Here is a 19,428-nt window from a genome sequence, read left to right as displayed (position 1 = left end):
TTACACCCAGCCCATGGGTTTGGTGGGGTAAGGTATTGGTATGCGTGAGATCCTTCTGCTTAGCTAGCCGCCCGGCTTTACCAGCCGTGCGGCCGCCCCTCCATTGTTGAGGGGCTTTTGTGTGTCCGGGGCTATCCGGGACCGCAGCAGGAGGCAAAACCGCCATCGAGAACAGAAGAGGGCAGCAGTGAGCGTTCAGCCGGAGACAGAGACCGGAACAGCACAGACAGCCGCAGCCGAGGTGCCTGAAGAAGGCGTCTACAGCTTCGCTGCGATGGAAGCCAAATGGCCGCAGGTCTGGGAAGACCTCAAGGTCTTCACGCCTGTCGACGACGGCTCGCGGGAACGCCGCTACGTGCTGGATATGTTCCCCTACCCGTCCGGCGACCTACACATGGGCCACGCCGAAGCATTCGCCATGGGCGACGTCGTAGCACGTTACCTGCGCCAGAAGGGCTTCGACGTCCTGCACCCCATCGGGTGGGATTCCTTCGGCCTGCCCGCCGAAAACGCTGCCATCAAGCGCAACGCGCACCCCAGCGAGTGGACCTACGCGAACATCGACACGCAGGCTGCGTCCTTCAAGCGTTATGCCATCTCGGCCGACTGGTCGCGCCGCCTCCACACCTCCGATCCCGAGTACTACCGCTGGACGCAGTGGCTGTTCAAGCGGTTCTATGAGCGTGGCCTGGCCTACCGCAAGGACTCGCCCGTCAACTGGTGCCCGAAGGACCTCACCGTCCTGGCCAACGAACAGGTCGTCAACGGTGCCTGCGAACGCTGCGGCACGCCGGTCACCAAGAAGTCCCTGAACCAGTGGTACTTCAAGATCACCGATTACGCAGACCGCCTGCTGCAGGACATGGACCAATTGCAGGGACATTGGCCCGAGCGTGTCCTGGCCATGCAGCGCAACTGGATCGGCCGTTCAGAAGGCGCACACGTCCGGTTCGTCATCGAGGCCACTGAAGACCGCGCCGAACGTGAAGTCACCGTTTTCACCACTCGTCCGGACACCCTCTACGGTGCGACGTTCTTCGTCGTTGCCGCTGACGCGCACCTGGCACTGGACCTGGTGACGCCGGAACAGCACGACGAACTCATGGCCTACCGCGAGAAGGTCAAGGCGCTGTCTGAAATCGAGCGCCAGTCCACGGAACGGGAGAAGACCGGCGTCTTCACCGGCCGTTACGCCATCAACCCACTCAACGGCGAGAAGCTGCCCGTATGGGCTGCCGACTACGTCCTGGCGGACTACGGCACCGGCGCCATCATGGCCGTCCCTGCGCACGACCAGCGCGACCTCGATTTCGCGAAGGCCTTCGGCCTGCCTGTCAGGGCCGTGCTCGACACCGGTGACGAGGACCCCTCGGAGACCGGAGTTGCAACTGCCGGCGAGGGCACCCTGAAGAACTCCGGCGAGCTCGATGGCCTGTCAAAGTCTGAAGCCATCCCGGCAGCGATCAGCATCCTCGAGAAGCTGGGAACCGGCGAGAAGTTCGTGAACTTCCGCCTGCGTGACTGGCTGCTGAGCCGCCAACGCTTCTGGGGCACGCCCATCCCCATCATCCACTGCGGGGAATGCGGCGAAGTTCCCGTTCCAGATGATCAGCTGCCGGTAAGGCTGCCCGACAACCTGCGCGGTGAGGCACTGTCGCCGAAGGGCACGTCGCCGCTGGCCGCCGCCGTCGAGTGGGTCAACGTCGATTGCCCCAACTGCGGCCGTGCCGCGCAGCGTGACACCGACACCATGGATACCTTCGTCGACTCGTCCTGGTACTTCCTCCGGTTCGTCTCGCCTGACTACACCGAGGGACCGTTCGATCCCGACAAGATCAACGATTGGATGCCGGTTGGCCAGTACGTAGGCGGCGTCGAACACGCCATCCTGCACCTGCTCTACGCGCGTTTCTTCACCAAGGTCATCAAAGACATTGGGCTGATCGAAGCCAACGAGCCATTCTCCGCGCTGCTCAACCAGGGCCAGGTGCTCAACGGCGGCAAGGCCATGAGCAAGTCGCTCGGCAACGGCGTGGACCTGGGCGAACAGCTGGATAAGTTCGGCGTCGACGCCGTCCGCCTCACCATGGTCTTCGCCTCCCCACCGGAAGACGACGTCGACTGGGCGGACGTGTCGCCGTCGGGCTCTGCCAAGTTCCTGGCGCGTGCCTGGCGGCTCGGCCAGGATGTCAGCAGCGAGCCCGGCGTTGACCCGGCCGGCGGTGACCGCGCCCTGCGTACGGTGACGCACAAAACCATCGCCGATGCCGCCGAACTGTTGGACAACAACAAGTTCAACGTGGTCGTGGCCCGCCTCATGGAGCTGGTCAACGCAACCCGCAAGACCATTGACTCCGGTGCCGGCGCTGCCGATCCGGCTGTACGCGAAGCAGTGGAGGCCGTTGCGGTCATCCTGAGCCTCTTCGCTCCGTACACAGCCGAGGACCTCTGGAACACGCTGGGCCACCCGGCATCAGTTGCCAATGCAGGCTGGCCCAAGCATGACGACGCTCTGCTGGTTCAGGACACCGTGACTGCTGTGGTCCAGGTACAAGGCAAGGTTCGCGACCGCTTGGACGTTTCTCCGGACATCACCGAGGACGCCCTTCGGGAGCTCGCGCTGGCTTCCGAAAACGTCCAGCGCGCCTTGGACGGCCGCGGCATCCGCACCGTGATCGTGCGGGCCCCTAAACTGGTGAACATCGTTCCTGCCTAGCAGGGATTGTGTGGCCGCCGGCATCGTGCCGGCGGCCGGCCATCATCTTTGGAGGTTGCGTGCCTGAGCGAGAACCACCCGCATGGATGTGGCTCAAGGAAAGAGTGGCACGCCTTCGGCAACCCACAGCTCCGGTTCCTGCTCCCGGCGAGCCGCTGACCGCCGTCGTAAAGACTGCTGTCGTCACGGATTCAGCGGCGGCCCTGCCACCGGAATGGGTATCCGCCTTCACCGCCGACGGGCGCCTTGCCGTCGTTCCCATGCCCGTTATGGTGGGGAACGAGATCTACGGCGAAGGCGAAGACGACATTACCCAAACGTTATCGCTGGCTTTGGCGTCAGGGGCATCGGTCAAAACCTCAAGGCCATCGCCCGGACAATTTGAACAGGCCTACCTCCTTGCCCAGCGCCGGGGTTTCGAGGCCGTGGTGTCCATCCACATCTCCTCAGAGTTGTCCGGAACTGCCGATGCAGCCCGGCTGGCTGCGGCCCGGGTCAGCATTCCGGTGGAAGTGGTGGACTCGCGCACGGTTGGCATGGCACAAGGCATGGGTGTCCAGAGCGCCGTGGTGGCTGCGGCCGACGGTCGCGAGGCAGCTGAAGTGCGCCATTTCGCGGAGCGGCGCATGGAGCGGACCAAGGTTTACTTCTATGTCCCCAGCTTGGAGCAGCTGCGGCGTGGCGGACGCATTGGGGCGGCAGCGTCGCTGCTTGGAACCGTGCTGGCCATCAAGCCGATTCTGGCGGTCGACGGCGGCAAGATCGTTCCGCTCGAAAAGGTGCGTTCCGCTGTCCGCGCCATAGGCCGCCTCGAGGAAATCGTAGCCGCCGATGTTGCCTCCCGGCCGGCGGGCCAGCAGCGCCTGGCCGTGCACCACTTCGGCAATCAAATAGAGGCCGAAGCCTTGGCCGCACGGTTGAACCAGAAATGCCCGGAGTGCCCGGCACCGCAAATCAGTGCGCTGCCGGCTGTCCTGGCTGCCCACGCCGGCCTGGGCGTGCTGGCTGTCATCGTTGGTGAAAGCAGCACACCCGCGGGTTGAGCACCCGTGTTTTCCACATAGGAAACTTCCCCGGGTTCCGGCCCGGAGTGCCGGCCATAGGCTCGTTCCATGCCACGGTGGAGCCAGGACCCGTCGCCGGATGCCGCAGCTCAGGCCGTCCGGCAGCGTTTCGTGGACCGCGTGGCTACCGGCCCTACGGCGCCTCCGTTGTTGGAGCTTCCAGACGCGGGGAACCAAGGCGCAGCAGATCCTGAACCAGTGGCCCCTGCCCGCCTCCGATGGCGGACACCCTGGCGGGTTGCGGCTCTTCTTGCCGTGCTGGTTGTTGGCTTCATCGCGCTTCAATGGTGGATGTCCCCGGCAGCGGCCCCGTCATTTGTTCCCCTCAGTCCGTCCAGTGAATCGGGCAGCAGTACGGCACCCACTGCGGCGACAGGTCCTGACGGTGATGCATCCGGGACTGTGCTGGTCCATGTAGCAGGCGCCGTGAAAGCGCCAGGCATAGTGTCACTGCCCGATGGCAGCCGAGTCTTTCAAGCCATCGAAGCGGCAGGTGGCGCCTCGCCGAACGCGAACCTCGGCGGCCTGAACCTCGCGGAAGTCCTCAGGGACGGCACCAAGGTCCATGTACCCGCCCTTGGGGAGCCACCTCAGGGGGGACCAGCTGTGGGTACTGGCGGTTCCGGGGCTGCAAGCACAGCTGCGGGTGCCACTGCGGGAGGCGCTGCCAGGATCAACATCAATACCGCCTCCGTGGAAGAACTCGGAACATTGCCACGAGTGGGGCCGGTGATGGCTCAGCGCATCGTCGATTGGCGGAACGAGCACGGTGCTTTCGCCTCCGTGGATGAACTCGACGCAATTGATGGGATCGGGCCCAAACTGATGGAGTCATTGAAGGACCTCGTGGCGGGGGACAGTGGCTGAGGCGGAAACTTCTCCTCGCCGCCTGGATCTGAGGCTTGTGCCCACAGTGTTGGTTTCATGGGCCGCGGCGCTTTCTGGTGGGATATTGGGTGCGGCGGGCTGTGCAGTCCTGGCGTCGGGGCTTCTTGTGGCCGGGGGAGGGTTGCTCCTTGGAGGGCGGCACCACAGGCGCCGGTCCCAACGGACCATGGCAGCTACCTTTGCGCTTGCCTGCGTCGTGGGGGCTGCTGTCGCGGTCCACTGCGCTGTGAGTGCAGCCAAGCAGGAACACGGTCCGCTCGCGCCGGCAGTCGAGTCAGGGGACGGCGTCGTCGCACACTTGGTCATCACGGGCAGCCCCAGCAAGATCCCTGCCCCGGGACAGTCCTCGAGGGACCGGTGGACCGTCGATGCCCGCCTCATCGATGCCACGTACTCCGGCGCCAGGGTGCGGGGTGAGGCCGATGTGGTGGTGGTGGGTGACGATCGCTGGCAGAACGTACGTGCGGGAGACCGGGTCAGGACAACCGGCTCCCTCAAGGAAGCGCGAACAGGTCAACCGGAAGCGGGCTTGCTCTCGGCGGCGTCTGCCCCTGTCGCCGTAGGGGCGGATTTCGACGTGCGCGGTGTCGCGGGTGACCTGCGGAAACACTTCGTGGAAGCTACCGCATGGCTACCCCCGGACGCCGCGGGGTTGTTACCCGGGATGGTCACTGGCGACACGAGCGCGCTGCCAGAGAGTCTTGGTGTCGACATGAAAACTACCGGCATGACGCACCTGACAGCCGTGTCCGGGGCCAACTGCAGCCTGGTGTTGGGCGGGTTCGTTCTGTTGGCGAGGTACTTTCGGCTGTCCAGGCCCCTTTCTGCGGCAGGTGGTAGCCTTGGGCTTCTCGCGTTTGTGGTGTTGGTGGGACCGGACCCCAGCGTGCTGCGCGCCGCGGTCATGGGGTGCGTTGGGGTGACAGCCTTGGTTGGTGGGTTGAGGGGACGGGCATTGACCTTTCTCTGCATTGCCAGTTCCGTACTCTTGTTCGTTGACCCCTCGCTTGCCGGCAAGGTCGGCTTTCTCCTGTCTGTGCTTGCCACCTTGGGCATTGTTTTACTGGCCAGCCGCATAAGCTCATGGTTTCCACCACAGGTGCCCCGATGGCTGGCAACGGCTGTTGCAGTGCCGTTAGCGGCGCAGTTACTGTGCGGCCCCGTCATTGCTGCGCTGCAGCCTCAGTTCACCCCGTACGCGCTCGTCGCGAACGTGGCGGCCGGCCCGCTGGTGGCTCCCGTGACAATTCTGGGGACCATTGCGGTGCCACTCGCGGCCTTTGTTCCCTGGGTGGCGGTGGCCCCGCTGGCCATCGCGGGGTATTGTGCCGGGGCGGTAGCGGCCTTGGCCAGGTTTTTTGCCGGGTTGCCGGGCGCGGCGTTGCCTTGGGCAGAAGGTCCGGCGGGTGTGGTCGCCATGGCTGTTTTCTCGGTGGTAACGGTCCTGTCGGCATGGATGATGCTTCATCCGACGACTCTGCAGGCTTTTGTCATTGCACTCCACAGCGAAGTCGCGACGCTGCTGGAAGCAATGGCTTCCCGCAGGGGGAGGGAGGCCAAGCCTCCTACGTCCGGACGTTCATCAGGGCGTTGTGTATTAATTCACCGTCTGATCGTAAGCTGGCCCCGTGGAGCGCAGCGCATGGATGCGGCGACTGCGACGGGGCTGCAGCAGCGTGGCCCCATAAAGCCTTGGTCAGCGATGACCAGGTTGGTCCACTGGATGATCCGCGTCCGAACTCGGGGCCGGTATGGAGGGAACAGTTCCAGCGGACAGTGGGGGACGTGCCGGAGTCGGTCTGGCTGACAGCGATGCCGACCTGGTGGCGCGGGTGCGCTCCGGTGACACGGCTGCATTTGATGTGCTGTACGAGCGGCACCGAGGCATCGCCACATATGTCGCAGCGAACCAGGCCGATAACCGGGCAGATGTGGATGATGTTGTATCCGACGCCTTCGCCTCCGTTTTTCAGTCCCTGACCTCAGGAAAGGGGCCGGATACGTTCTTCCGGGCGTATCTGCTGACCGCCGTCAAACGTATCTCGTTCAAGGCCAACCAGTCAGCGTCCCGCACCCGGCCGACGGACGAGTCATACGTGCTCGATTCCGTGCAGTTGCAGCAGGACCCCGTCATGGCGGAGTTCGAGTCCGCAGCGGTCGCCCGGGCGTTCAAGGCGCTTCCTGAGCGATGGCAGGCGGTTCTTTGGTATGTGGATATAGAGGGGATGAAGCCGGCAGCCGCCTCGGTGATGTTGGGGCTGAGCCCGAACGGGGTGTCTTCCCTGGCATTGAGGGCCAGGGAACGGCTACGTCAGGTCTACCTCCAGCAGCACGTCAGTTCTTCCGTGGGACAGGACTGCGAAGAGTATTCGTCGCAGCTCGGTGTGTATGCCCGTAATGGACTGCGTCGGCGATCCCAGGACAAGATGCAGGCACATTTGGACGACTGTGCTCGATGCACAGCGTTGTTACTGGACCTTAACGACGTCCAATCAGCGATGCGCGCCGGCCTCTTCCCCCTGGTGACCGGTGTTGCGTTCACCTCTGCGGTACCGGCTCTTTCGGGTTCCGGAGCGACGGCGGTGGGGCAGGGTTCCCACGCTGCGCCCAGGCAATGGTCTTTGACATGGAAAATCGGCGCGGGTGTGCTCACGGGCTCTGCGGTGGTTTTGGGTGCGGCCGTAGCGCTGGGAGTCACAGGTTCGCCATCTTTGGAAGGACCTGCCGGTGCGACGAGCCCCCTGCCCGGTGTTACTGCAAACCCAGCCAAGCCCACAGCCACACCGGAAACGATCCCCGCCGTCGTCGAGGACATAGCTGATCCCGGAAAAAAGGATCAGGAAGGGGTTCCGGTCCTTCCAGGAAAGCCCTCTGCGGCCGGTACAAAGGCCGGCAGTTCCAAGGCGCTTCCACTGCTCCCGGACGTGCAGCGGCCACCGGCTATCCAGCCGTCTTCCCCGGCCTCGCCGGGCATTCCCGTTCTTCCGCTGCCACCCGCCGTTCCGGGAGAACCTGGTTCCCTGCCTTCGCTGCTTCCAACCCCAATACCAACTCCGGGTCCGTCCAGCACGCCCCTTCCATCGGTTTCTGCCACCCCGAAGCCACAGCCGAAGGTGAGCGCAACCTTCAGCACCGAAGCAGGCACAACAGCGTCGGATGTCAATGTGACCATTACCTTCGACCTTGGCGGCGCCGCTCCCAGCACAGCGGAAGCCGTCTTCACAGTGTCCGAAGGCTCCGACATGATTCCAGGAAAGCTGGTTGCTCCCGACGGTTGGACGTGCACCAACGCCCCCTCCGCGACCCGGCAGTTCCATTGCGTCAGCACCACAGTTGACCCTGCGGCGCTCCGGTTCGGCCTCGGGGTCACCAGGAAAGGACCTACGGAAACCACGACCCTCAGCTACCAGATCAGTGGTACGGGGATCGGCACCACGAGCTTTTCGAACACCTTCTGAAGAACGTATGAGGGCAATCCGTGCGGCCTGCCCCGGGACGGTGTGAGCATGGGGGCAACCGTCCGAAGCTCCCGCCCGGGCATGGCAGACTTGAATCCTGCAAGGAAACGTCCGGAAGGAACCACCATTGGCTGCTGCCCAAAATAACCGGGCCAAAACCGCCTCGGCCAACAACGTCAGCTGGCGGGAGATCACTCCTGCGGCCGTGGTATTGGTTACGGGTCCCGAGGAGTACTTGGGCATCCGCGCCATGGACCGCATCCGGTCCCTCGTGCGGACGGCTACTCCGGAGGTGGAGTTGAGCCGGCTCAACGCAGGCTCCTATGAGGCCGGCTCGTTGGCAATGACCGTTACCCCGTCACTGTTTGGCGAAGGAAAGCTCATTGAAATCGAGGGTTTGGAGGCCATGAACGACGCCTTCCTCGCCGATGGCCTGGCATACCTGCAGAACCCCGACCAGGATGTCGTGTTGGTCCTCAGGCATGCCGGTGGCGTTCGCGGTAAGAAACTGCTCGACGCCGTTAAGTCGGCTGGGTGGCCAGTGGTGGATTGCCAGCCGCTCAAGAAGGACGCCGACAAGACCGCCTTTGTTGTCTCCGAATTCAAGGCCGGGGGCCGGCGCATCGAAGGCGAGGCTGTCATGGCACTGGTTAATGCTGTGGGCGCCAACCTGTCTGAACTGGCCGCAGCCTGCAGCCAGTTGATCGCCGATGCCACCACCGCCGTTGATGCGGCGACTGTGGAGCGGTACTACGGCGGAAGAGTTGAAGCCACCGCATTCAAGGTTGCGGACGCCGCAATGGCCGGTAATGGTCCCGTGGCACTATCAACGCTCCGTCACGCTCTGGCGACAGGTGTGGATCCGGTTCCTTTGGTGGCGGCACTGGCGGCCAAGTTGCGTACCCTGGCCAAAGTGGCCGGAGCCAACGGCTCCCCGGCCACTATCGCCAGGAACCTGGGCATGCAGCCTTGGCTCGTGGAGCAGGCCCAACGGGATGTCCGACGATGGACGCCGGAGGGTCTCATCCGGTCCATTCAGGTCATCGCGGAAGCGGACGCCCAGGTTAAGGGCCTTTCCCGCGATCCCGTGTACGCGGTGGAACACGCAGTGACGGTTATTGCCACATCGGCCAGCCGACGCTGACCGCGTTAAACCCAAAGGCCGGCACCCATTGGGCGCCGGCCTTGTGATCAGCTCAGTCGAACTGGAAAAACCTTAGAGTGCGTTGACCTTCTTGGAGATCGCCGACTTGCGGTTTGCAGCGTTGTTCTTGTGAATAACGCCCTTGCTGACAGCCTTGTCCAGCTTGCGGCTGGCAGCAACAAGTGCAGTTCCAGCAGCATCCTTGTCAGCAGACTCAACGGCGGTGTTGACGGCGCGGATGGCAGTCTTCAGCTCGGACTTGACTGCGTTGTTGCGCAGGCGAGCCTTCTCGTTGGTGAGGATGCGCTTCTTCTGGGACTTGATATTAGCCACGTATGAACTCTCTTTTTAATGCGGAAATGGTCTAGAGGGTTTTCAGGTTGGCCATCGACTGAGCGGCGTGGGGATGCCTATGGCAGCCAACCATGTGTGGCCGTCGACCTGCACGAACACACAGCTATAAAGAATAGCAGACGGTCCGCCCTGACGGCGACTTTGAAGTCACCGCCTGTCCTGATGCGCGCGGAGTGCCCGGGAGACCTCGTTGAACAGGACCTTGTCCAGCACCGCACCCTCCCGGCGGATGGACGCCGGGTCGAGCCGGATTACGCGGTCCACTTTGACTTCACTGGGTCGCCCTTGCCGGTCCCAGGCTCCGGCGCCGATGTCGACGTAATCGTCAGCGCGGGCGCCGTGGTCGTGGTCTTTGGAAGTCAGCATCAGGCCCAGGAGCCACTTGGCGTCAGCACCTACGAGCAGCACGGGACGGTCTTTCCCCCGGCTGTAGTCCTCTTCATAGGGCACCCATCCCCACACGATCTCGCCCGGGTCCGGTTGCCCATCCGGCTTGGGGGAGTACTTGGGCCGGAGCGGCCCGCTAAAGTCGCCGGGGTAGGGGCCGCCGACGCCGGCAGGCCGGGTTTGTGTTTTTGCTCCACTGGGGCCGGTGGCCGGTTTGGTGTTGCCGCTTCCCCATGCCTTGAGCGATCGCAGGATGAGTTTGCCCAGGGGGCGCAAGTCGATAGCCATGTGACAACGCTACAACCGGGCCGGTACCGGTCTGTGCCGGCAATGTACGGTGAACCGCTGGTTCGTGGGAGACTGGAGGATCAGATGCGCGGCGCATTCCGGCTGGCCTATGCCCAGTTCGCGGAATTGCCGTGTGAGTATCGACAGTAAGGATCCTGCGTGTCTCCCATGGCCCGCACCGCACCGGTGCCCGCCGCAACAGATCCGGCCATCATCCGGAACTTCTGCATCATTGCCCATATCGACCACGGTAAGTCCACCCTGGCCGACCGCATGCTGCAGTACACCGGCGTCGTTCAACAGCGCGACATGAAGGCCCAGTATCTGGACCGTATGGACATCGAACGTGAGCGCGGCATCACCATCAAGTCCCAGGCTGTTCGCATGCCTTGGGAGCTCGATGGCACCAGCTATGCACTCAACATGATCGACACCCCCGGCCACGTGGACTTCACCTACGAGGTCTCCCGGTCCTTGGCCGCCTGTGAAGGCGCGGTTCTCCTGGTCGACGCCGCGCAGGGTATCGAGGCCCAGACCTTGGCCAACCTGTACTTGGCCATGGAAAACAACCTCACCATCATCCCGGTACTGAACAAGATCGACCTTCCGGCAGCGCAGCCGGAGAAGTATGCTGCGGAGCTGGCGAACCTTATTGGTGGCGACCCCGAAGACGTCCTCAAGGTTTCCGGTAAGACCGGCGTGGGCGTCGAGGCGTTGCTGGACAAAATTGTCCGAGACCTCCCCGCGCCCGTGGGTGACCCGGACGCTCCGGCCCGTGCCATGATTTTCGACTCCGTGTATGACACCTACCGTGGCGTGGTCACCTACGTCCGGGTGGTTGACGGCATGCTGCACCCCCGTGAGCGAATCCAGATGATGTCCACCCGGGCCACGCACGAGCTCCTGGAAATCGGTGTGAGTTCCCCGGAACCCACACCGTCCAAGGGCCTCGGCGTGGGTGAAGTGGGGTACCTGATCACCGGTGTGAAGGACGTTCGCCAGTCCAAGGTGGGCGATACTGTCACCAATCTGGCCAAACCTGCTTCGGAGTCCTTGAGCGGCTACGCGGACGCGAAACCCATGGTCTTCTCCGGCCTGTATCCGCTGGATGGCACGGACTATCCGGTGCTTCGCGATGCCCTCGAAAAGCTGATGCTCAACGATGCCGCGCTCGTTTACGAACCCGAGACGTCGGCTGCGCTGGGCTTCGGATTCCGTGTGGGCTTCCTCGGATTGCTGCACCTGGAAATCACCAGGGAGCGCCTTGAGCGTGAGTACAACCTGGATCTCATTTCCACCGCTCCCAACGTGGAATACGAGGTAACGCTTGAGGACAAGAAAGTTGTCCACGTGACGAACCCCAGCGAATACCCCACGGGAAAGATTTCCGAGGTCCGTGAACCAATGGTTTCGGCCACCATCCTTGCGCCAAACGAGTTCGTCGGCTCCATCATGGAACTGTGCCAGAGCCGTCGTGGGCAGATGAAGGGCATGGACTACCTGTCCGAGGACCGCGTGGAGCTCCGTTACTGGATCCCGCTGGCTGAAATCGTGTTCGACTTCTTCGACCTCCTGAAGTCCAAGACCCGTGGGTACGCTTCGCTGGACTGGAAGGCCGACGGCGAACAAGTCGCCGACCTCGTGAAGGTCGACATCCTGCTCCAGGGTGAGCAAGTAGATGCGTTCAGTGCCATCACACACCGTGACAAGGCGTACGCCTACGGCGTGATGATGACGGCCAAGCTCCGCGAACTTATTCCGCGCCAGCAGTTTGAAGTGCCGATCCAGGCGGCCATTGGTTCGCGCATCATTGCGCGTGAAAGCATCAGGGCCATCCGCAAGGACGTTCTTGCCAAGTGCTACGGCGGTGACATCACCCGTAAGCGCAAACTGCTCGAGAAGCAGAAGGAAGGCAAGAAGCGCATGAAGATGGTGGGCCGCGTGGAGGTGCCCCAGGAGGCGTTCATCGCCGCCCTGACCACCGACGAGTCCAAGGACAAGGCCAAGAAGTAAATGCCCAGCGTCCTTCCTTTGGGCGATCCAGCACCTGCGGATGGCGTTCTGCCTCCGCAGGTGTTGGCGGGCGTCGAGCACCGCAAGTTCGGGCTGTACGTCCATATCCCTTTTTGTGCCGTGCGTTGCGGCTATTGCGATTTCAATACCTACACCGCGACGGAACTGGGCGGTGGTGCCTCGCAGGATGCATATGCCAGTACCGCCATCTCGGAGCTCGACTTCGCCGCAAAGGCGCTCGAGTCCTCGTCGGTTCCGGCGCGCCCCCTGAGTACCGTCTTTTTCGGCGGTGGTACCCCAACCCTGCTTCCAGCCGAGGACCTGGCAAGGATCCTGCGTTCCGCGGTTGGGACGTGGGGGCTGGAACCCGGCGCGGAAGTGACCACCGAGGCCAATCCTGACTCCGTCACGCCCGAATCGTTGAAGCTGCTCGCGGACGCCGGATTCACCAGGGTCTCCTTCGGCATGCAGTCCGCAGTGCCGCATGTCCTCAAAGTGCTGGACCGGACGCACACACCCAGCCGCGTTCCGTTGGTGGTGCAGTGGGCCCGCGACGCCGGACTCGCCGTCAGCCTGGACCTCATTTATGGGACCCCGGGGGAGTCCATGGAGGACTGGAGGGTTTCCCTCGAAACGGCCTTGTCGTACGAACCGGACCACATCAGCGCCTACGCGTTGATCGTGGAAGACGGCACCAAGCTTGCTGCGCAAATCCGTCGAGGCGAGGTGCCCGGCATCGACGACGACGATCACGCCGCGAAATACGAACTTGCCGATGAACTCATCTCAGCGGCGGGGATGGCCTGGTACGAGGTCAGCAACTGGGCGCGCTCTCCGGAGCAGGCATGCCGCCACAACCTTGCTTACTGGCGTGGAGATGACTGGTGGGGCGTGGGCCCCGGCGCGCACTCCCATGTAGGCGGTGTGCGCTGGTGGAACGTCAAGCATCCAACGGCTTATGCTTCACGACTGGGAGCGGGAAGCTCGCCGGCGGCAGGCAGGGAGACGCTGGACCCTGACACGCGCGAGGTGGAGCGCATCATGCTCGAAGCCCGTCTGGGTACAGGCCTGGCTGTCGATGCCATGGACGCCGTGGGACGGCACGCAATGGCCGGGTTGATCGCAGACGGACTGGTTGACCCAATCCAGGCCTTCAAGGGCCGCTTGGTCCTCACGTTGAAGGGTCGCCTGCTGGCAGACGCAGTGGTCCGCAGGATCCTCCCGGACTGAGCCTCACGGCCGTCTGGCAGCACTGCCGGGGCTCTCCTGCTGGTCAGGCAGCTACTTGATCCAGCGCAAATTCAGTTTGTAGCGGTGCGGCTGGCCGTGGTTCACGCGGATTCCGGCTGAAACTGAGAAGCACGTCAGGGCTACCCAAATGCCGGTCGCGATCACGGCGAAAATGTTGCCGACCACTGGAAGCAGTACGAGGATGTTGGCGAGGACCGCTGCGATGGTCGGAGGAAGGGTGAAGTTCAGCGCTTCCTTGGATTCCTGTGCAGTGAAGGGTCCCCGGTCCCGGAAGATCAGGTAGATCAGCAGGGAAGGCAAGCAGCCCAGGATGCCACCAAAGTGCGCCAAGGTAGCCCATTGCCGGTCTTCGCCGGCCGTCAGGGGCAGTGCATTGGCTGGCGCGCCATGGTACTGGGGCCGCCCTGCGGCGCTGCCCGGTTCTTCAGGAGCGTTCTCTGCCACGGTGTCTTCCCTTTGCTGTAAAGATGCTGCGGTGTTGCTGTCCCAGAATACCGGCACGAGCCCGCTTCTCTGGACCAACTCCCCGTTGGCACTGCTGTTGCGGTGGTTCGGGGTGGCTGCTTTAGGGGGCCGTCAGGAAGTCGATGACTTCCTCAACACGGCCCAGCAGGGATGCTTCAAGGTCGGCGTAGCTCCGTACGGCGCCCAGCAGCCTTTGCCAGCCCAATCCGATGTCCTCGGCGGTCTCATGCGGCCAGCCGAACGCGCGGAGGACGCCCGTTTTCCAATCCATGCCGCGCGGCACTGTGGGCCATTGCTCAATACCCAGGACCTTGGGCCTGATGGCCTGCCACACGTCCACGTATGGGTGTCCCACAATGAGGACATTCCCAGCGGCTCCGGGACATGCCATGGCCTCGGCGGCGATGCGGGATTCTTTCGATCCCTGGACGAGGTGGTCCACGAGGATCCCGAGGCGGCGGTCCGGGCCGGGGTTGAAGTCCGCGATGGCCGACGCGAGGTCGTCCACGCCATGCAAGGGTTCAACCACGATCCCTTCGACCCGGAGATCGTCACCCCAGACCTTCTCGACCAGTTCGGCGTCGTGCTTTCCTTCCACCCAGATGCGGCTGGCTTTGGCCACCTGCGCGCGCTGGCCTCGCACCCGCACGGAACCGGAGGCGGTCCGGCCCGTCTGGACGGACGACGGCGACTGCCGGACTGCCGGAGGCATCAGGCGGATAGGCTGGCCTTCAAGCAGGAAGCCGTATCCCAGCTGGAACGATTTGGACTTACCTCGCCGGTCCTCCAGGGACACGATATGCATGCCGCCGGTTTTCTCCACCCTGGTCACTTCACCCACCCAGCCTGACTGGACGTCCTCGAGGACCATTCCCCGCTGGACCGCTACCTCGGGAAGCTGGCGTTTGGCGGGAGCGGTCAGATCCTGTGGACCCCAGTTGTCGAAAGCCAAGGGATATTTCCTACCTTTGAGTACTTGGTGGGTGGGGTTGCCGTTTGGGTTGCGAGGCTGCCGAACCTGCACGCTGGAAGCTGAATAGGGCGTTTTCAATGCTAGCAACGGGGTGGCCCATAATAGACTTGTTAGCACTTGGGCATGTTGAGTGCTAAGTGCGGAGGCGCCGGCGGGCGTGCCGCAGTCACCGGTCGCCACGACCACGGACGTCGTCAGGAGGTGGAGCAATGAGTGAGCCACGCAAGTTGGAAGTGCTGCGTGCCATCGTTGAAGACTACGTGCATTCCCGGGAACCCGTTGGATCCAAAGCCCTTGTCGAGCGCCACCACCTCGGTGTTTCCAGTGCCACTATCCGGAACGACATGGCTGTCCTGGAGGAAGAGGGCCTCATCGCGGCGCCTCACACCAGCGCAGGACGCATTCCCACGGACAAGGGCTACCGCCTGTTTGTGGATCGTATCTCCCAGGTAAAGCCACTTTCCGCGGCGGAGCGCCGTGCCATCCACTCCCTGCTCGAGGGCCCGGATGACGTGGACGACATTCTTGAGCGGACCGTAAGGCTCCTTTCCCAGCTGACCAACCAGGTCGCCGTCGTGCAGTACCCGCACTCGAGCCGGGCGGTCGTCCGCCACGTCGAGTTCGTGCTGCTTGCGCCAAAGCAGGTCCTGGTGGTCCTCATCGCGGACACGGGCAGCGTTGGCCAGAAGGTCATCGATGCCGGATCAGATGTTGCGAACGAGGCATTGATGCTGCTGAGGTCCCGTTTCCTTGGAAGCATAGCCGGGACGCAACTGGACCTTCTCCCACAGGTCCTTCCATCGGTAGTGGCCCTCTGCCCGCCCGAGCTTCGCGGCCTGGCCCAGACTCTTGCGCACGGCCTGCAGTCACTGAGCGACAACAGTCGTGAAGAGCGCATTTTGATGGCAGGCACCGCCAACCTGGCCCGCTCCAATGTGGACTTCCCCTTGAGCATCGGTCCGGTGCTTGAAGCCCTTGAGGAACAAGTCGTCATGCTGCGGTTGTTGTCCGATATGGGCGATGATCCGCGCGGCGTGTCAGTAAGCATCGGCCGGGAGAATCCGTACGACGGTTTGGCCGAGGCTTCCGTCGTGGCCACCGGCTACGGTTCCGGAGCCAAGGTTGGGATCCTTGGCCCTACCCGCATGGACTATCCCACCACCATGGCCGCAGTCCGGGCCGTGGCCAGATACCTTTCCCGCATTCTCGGCGGCTGAACACCGGCCTGAGGAAACATCCGCAGTACAACAAGGAAGAGATACCGACTTTGAGCAGCCACTATGACGTTTTGGGAGTCTCTCCGGAAGCCACCGGGGAAGAGATCAAAAAGGCGTACCGCAAGTTGGCGCGGAAACTTCACCCGGACGTCAACCCCGGGGAAGATGTCGCGGAGCAGTTCAAGGCAGTGACCCACGCCTACGAGGTGTTGTCGGACCCGCAGAAGCGCCGTGTCTACGACGCCACCGGTAATGAAAACGGAACCGAAAACGGCTTCGGCGGCGGCTATTCCGGCCAGGGCTTCGCCTTCCAGGACATTTTCGACACCTTCTTTGGCGGCGGCGGCGGCCATGGCGGCCCGGCTTCCCGGGTCCGGCGCGGGCAGGACGCCCTCATCAGCGTCCGCATCGACCTCAAGGATGCGGTATTCGGCGTCAACAAGAAGCTCGAAGTCGACACAGCCGTTGTGTGCCCCACTTGTGATGGCAGTTGCTGCCGCCCTGGTACCCATCCTGAACGGTGTGACATCTGTGGTGGCAGCGGCCAGGTCCAGCGGGCTGTCCGGTCCATCCTCGGCCAGGTCATGACCACGGCACCCTGTGGCTCCTGCGAGGGCTTCGGCACGGTCATCAAGGATCCCTGCAACGAGTGCAGCGGGCAGGGTCGCATCCGCAGTCGTCGTTCCCTCACCATCAAGGTTCCTGCCGGTGTGGCCACCGGTACCCGGATCCAGTTGTCCGGCCAGGGCGAAGCCGGCCCCGCCGGCGGACCGGCCGGCGATCTCTACGTCGAAATCCGGGTCAACAACGACTCCATGTTCATGCGTGAAGGCGACGACCTGCACGCGACCCTGAGCGTGCCGATGACAGCCGCCGCCCTGGGTACGGAACTTCAGCTGGACACCTTCGACGGAGCGCAGGACATCGACGTCAAGGCGGGAACCCAGTCAGGCGAAATCATCACTCTTCGCGGGCTTGGCGTCACCCACCTTCGCGGCTATGGACGAGGCGACCTCAAGGTGCATTTGCACGTCGAAACGCCTACCAAGCTCGACGCCGCCCAGGAGGAGCTGCTCCAGCAGCTCGCCAAACTGCGCGGAGAGCAGTTCACCGAGGGAAAGCTCGTTGCCAGCGGCGGCATGTTCGCCAAACTGCGGGACAAGCTCGGTAACCTGTAGCGGTGAGCAACCCCGTCTTCTTCACCCAGGCTGGCAACCTCAGCCACCTGGGGCCTGGTTCTGTCTTTGTCCTGGAAGGCCCGGAGGCACGCCACGCGGTCACCGTCAAACGCTTGGCAGTGGGTGAACAGGTAGACATCGCCGATGGCGCCGGTACCCGTCTGACGGGTACTGTCTCCGAGGCCGGTTCCGGCACTTTGGCTGTGACGGCCTCGGACGTCGTCTTCGAAGAGCAGCCGGCCGTTCGCCTGGTCCTCGTCCAGGCGCTTGCCAAAGGGGACCGTGACGAACTTGCCGTCGAAACGGCCACCGAACTCGGCATTGACGCGGTGGTTCCGTGGCAGTCCGAACGCTCCATTGTCCGATGGAAGGGTGATCGGGCCGCAAAGGCACATGCTAAGTGGCAATCGGTGGTTGGCGCCGCAGCGAAACAGGCACGGAGGTCACACATCCCGCAGGTTCGCCCCATCGTGGATACTGCGGCCTTGGCGAAAGTCGTCGCTGCTGCGGACCTGGCCATCATCCTGCACGAAGATGCCAAGAACCCCTTGCGGACCGTCCTGGAGGAGTCGGGCGTGCCGGATGGCTCAGATCCGGGATCACCCCGGGAAGTGTTGCTGATCGTTGGGCCGGAGGGCGGAATCTCACCCCGTGAAGTCACCCGGCTCAGTGACGCCGGAGCCGTTACGGCACTGTTGGGACACCATGTCCTGCGGTCGTCGACGGCGGGACCAGCCGCCGTCGTTCTCGCCAGTGATGTCCTTGGCCGCTGGTAGGACGCCGGCGGGTCCTAGCCGACGCCGAACAGTCGCGTGTCGGTACTGGAGTCGATGACTTTGCCTGCGGCGTCGACCTGTGAGACCCGCAGCTCGTACTTGCCGGCTTTCAACGTCGCGCTGAAAGAAAAGACGCCGTACTGGCCCGGCTCGCCCGTTGGCTTGGCCTGTCCGTTGAGCAGACCCGTTTTCTCGGCCTTGCCGTTGTCCCTGAGGATCTGCCAGGCGATGGTTTTGGAGCTGTCGGTGCTGCGGCCGTTGAACTTCACTGCGCCCGGCGGCACCGTGACATCTTCCTGCGGATCGATGATCCACACCGGTGCCACGAGGGAGGCGTCACGGGCCATCGGCTGTCCCAGCTTCACCTGCCCGAACGCCATGTAATCGGGGTGGCCGTCCACCAGGATGACCACCTGGATCTGCTGGCCGGAATTGATAAGGCCCGACGACGACGCCGCGGCAGTGGCTGTGTAGACCAACTGCTGAACGGCCCGCTGAGCCATGGCGGCGTCGAGATTCGAATTGAAAGCATCACGGGAGACGTCCACTGTGATGACGTTCTTGCCCGATATGGAAGTAGCCAGGCTGCTGGGTTGCTGCCACGGCGTGAAGAAGTCATGGTCCAATGGCTTTTCCGCCATCATGATCCGCAAGGCGGTGGTTACGGGATTGTCGTCACCGTCGATGTCCCGGAACTCGCGGTAGAGGTAGACCTCATCCTTGCTGCGGCCGATCCAGTACACGGGGATTTTGGTGGAGGCCTGCGTGGTTTCCAAGGGGGCGTTGCTTGCCGGGGCCTCCTGCACGGAGAGCGAAGGGGAGCTCGGTGAAACCTGGTTTCCCGCCCCGTCGGCGATGCAGCCGGTGAGCAGCAGCACAGAGACCATCGCGGGCACGGCAAAAGCGGACTTCTTCCGCCTGTGTGCGCCCTGCGCGGTGTTTCCTGGCTTGCTGATGGGGATTCCTGTCCTGCGGTGCATCGTTGGAGACCCTTTGCCGGGTCGGCGTGGCTGCGGGGTGCTTTGTCCACCCGCTATGCCAGCTTGGCACACCACCGACGGCTGCCGGCCGGGAATGAGGGGGCCCGGAGCAACTGAAACATGATTGATACCGGCTTGATGCAGAGTTGAGACAAAATGTCGGCCATCCCTTAGTGGCTTGGACGGACGGCTCAGATGAGGTCCATCAGGGACGGGCTGGCGTAGGATTATTGCCAGGACACCATCGAACCGGAGGAGAACAGGCCCTACGGCCAA

General features: G+C 63.4%; 16 protein-coding genes. 11 read left to right on the top strand and 5 right to left on the bottom strand.

Annotated elements, in window-relative coordinates; translation table 11 throughout:
* The first annotated feature begins 187 nt into the window (after positions 1–187).
* From leuS to holA, 6 genes are all read left to right on the top strand, one after another.
* Entirely contained in the window at positions 188–2,716 is a 2,529-nt protein-coding gene (gene leuS / locus LRQ04_RS13890) for a leucine--tRNA ligase (protein ID WP_235520727.1), read from the top strand.
* 8 nt (positions 2,717–2,724) lie between these two features.
* Positions 2,725–3,759 carry a DegV family protein gene (locus LRQ04_RS13885; RefSeq protein WP_235520726.1) on the top strand — a complete coding sequence of 345 codons (1,035 nt, stop codon included), beginning with the start codon at positions 2,725–2,727 and terminating at the stop codon, positions 3,757–3,759.
* 69 nt (positions 3,760–3,828) lie between these two features.
* Positions 3,829–4,647 carry a helix-hairpin-helix domain-containing protein gene (locus tag LRQ04_RS13880; protein ID WP_235520725.1) on the top strand — a complete coding sequence of 273 codons (819 nt, stop codon included), beginning with the start codon at positions 3,829–3,831 and terminating at the stop codon, positions 4,645–4,647.
* 187 nt (positions 4,648–4,834) lie between these two features.
* Positions 4,835–6,475: a ComEC/Rec2 family competence protein gene (locus LRQ04_RS13875; protein ID WP_235520724.1), complete on the top strand. Its 1,641-nt coding sequence runs from the start codon at positions 4,835–4,837 to the stop codon at positions 6,473–6,475.
* Positions 6,420–8,126, top strand: a complete 1,707-nt coding sequence (locus tag LRQ04_RS13870) for a sigma-70 family RNA polymerase sigma factor (RefSeq protein ID WP_235520723.1) — start codon at positions 6,420–6,422, stop codon at positions 8,124–8,126. The genes LRQ04_RS13875 and LRQ04_RS13870 overlap by 56 nt, the downstream gene beginning before the upstream one ends.
* Before the next feature lie 127 nt (positions 8,127–8,253).
* Positions 8,254–9,270, top strand: coding sequence for a DNA polymerase III subunit delta (holA, locus tag LRQ04_RS13865; protein ID WP_235520722.1), 1,017 nt, complete (start codon positions 8,254–8,256; stop codon positions 9,268–9,270).
* A gap of 72 nt (positions 9,271–9,342) precedes the next feature.
* Here the strand turns inward: holA and rpsT are convergent, their stop codons facing one another.
* Both rpsT and LRQ04_RS13855 read right to left on the bottom strand, forming a co-directional pair.
* Positions 9,343–9,603 (bottom strand): 30S ribosomal protein S20, encoded by a 261-nt coding sequence (rpsT, locus tag LRQ04_RS13860; protein ID WP_011774926.1) that lies wholly within the window; start codon positions 9,601–9,603, stop codon positions 9,343–9,345.
* A 168-nt stretch (positions 9,604–9,771) separates the two neighbouring features.
* Positions 9,772–10,299: a type II toxin-antitoxin system PemK/MazF family toxin gene (locus LRQ04_RS13855; RefSeq protein ID WP_235520721.1), complete on the bottom strand. Its 528-nt coding sequence runs from the start codon at positions 10,297–10,299 to the stop codon at positions 9,772–9,774.
* Positions 10,300–10,458: 159 nt separating this feature from the next.
* Between LRQ04_RS13855 and lepA the strand changes: the two genes are divergently transcribed.
* Positions 10,459–12,312 carry a translation elongation factor 4 gene (lepA, locus tag LRQ04_RS13850; protein WP_235520720.1) on the top strand — a complete coding sequence of 618 codons (1,854 nt, stop codon included), beginning with the start codon at positions 10,459–10,461 and terminating at the stop codon, positions 12,310–12,312.
* On the top strand, positions 12,313–13,542 hold the full coding sequence (gene hemW, locus LRQ04_RS13845) for a radical SAM family heme chaperone HemW (protein ID WP_235520719.1): 1,230 nt from the start codon (positions 12,313–12,315) through the stop codon (positions 13,540–13,542).
* Between the two features lie 51 nt (positions 13,543–13,593).
* On the opposite strand, the gene LRQ04_RS13840 is transcribed toward hemW, so the two are convergent.
* Positions 13,594–14,007, bottom strand: a complete 414-nt coding sequence (locus LRQ04_RS13840; protein WP_235520718.1) for a DUF4870 domain-containing protein — start codon at positions 14,005–14,007, stop codon at positions 13,594–13,596.
* A 121-nt stretch (positions 14,008–14,128) separates the two neighbouring features.
* Positions 14,129–14,980 (bottom strand): DUF3097 domain-containing protein, encoded by an 852-nt coding sequence (locus LRQ04_RS13835; RefSeq protein ID WP_235520717.1) that lies wholly within the window; start codon positions 14,978–14,980, stop codon positions 14,129–14,131.
* A 230-nt stretch (positions 14,981–15,210) separates the two neighbouring features.
* Here LRQ04_RS13835 and hrcA point away from each other — a divergent pair, with 230 nt between their 5' ends.
* From hrcA to LRQ04_RS13820, 3 genes are read left to right on the top strand one after another with little or no spacing between them, the layout of a single operon-like run.
* Positions 15,211–16,218 (top strand): heat-inducible transcriptional repressor HrcA, encoded by a 1,008-nt coding sequence (hrcA, locus tag LRQ04_RS13830; protein WP_235520716.1) that lies wholly within the window; start codon positions 15,211–15,213, stop codon positions 16,216–16,218.
* Between the two features lie 50 nt (positions 16,219–16,268).
* Positions 16,269–17,396, top strand: a complete 1,128-nt coding sequence (gene dnaJ / locus LRQ04_RS13825) for a molecular chaperone DnaJ (RefSeq protein ID WP_211712328.1) — start codon at positions 16,269–16,271, stop codon at positions 17,394–17,396.
* 2 nt (positions 17,397–17,398) lie between these two features.
* Positions 17,399–18,172: a 16S rRNA (uracil(1498)-N(3))-methyltransferase gene (locus LRQ04_RS13820; protein ID WP_235520715.1), complete on the top strand. Its 774-nt coding sequence runs from the start codon at positions 17,399–17,401 to the stop codon at positions 18,170–18,172.
* A 14-nt stretch (positions 18,173–18,186) separates the two neighbouring features.
* Here the strand turns inward: LRQ04_RS13820 and LRQ04_RS13815 are convergent, their stop codons facing one another.
* Positions 18,187–19,059, bottom strand: coding sequence for a GerMN domain-containing protein (locus LRQ04_RS13815; RefSeq protein ID WP_235520909.1), 873 nt, complete (start codon positions 19,057–19,059; stop codon positions 18,187–18,189).
* Between the last annotated feature and the right edge of the window lie 369 nt (positions 19,060–19,428).

This window comes from Paenarthrobacter sp. AR 02 (assembly GCF_021538675.1).
Lineage (GTDB): Bacteria > Actinomycetota > Actinomycetes > Actinomycetales > Micrococcaceae > Arthrobacter.
Note: the sequence above shows the minus strand (reverse complement) of the source record. Positions and strands in the feature narration are given on the sequence as shown.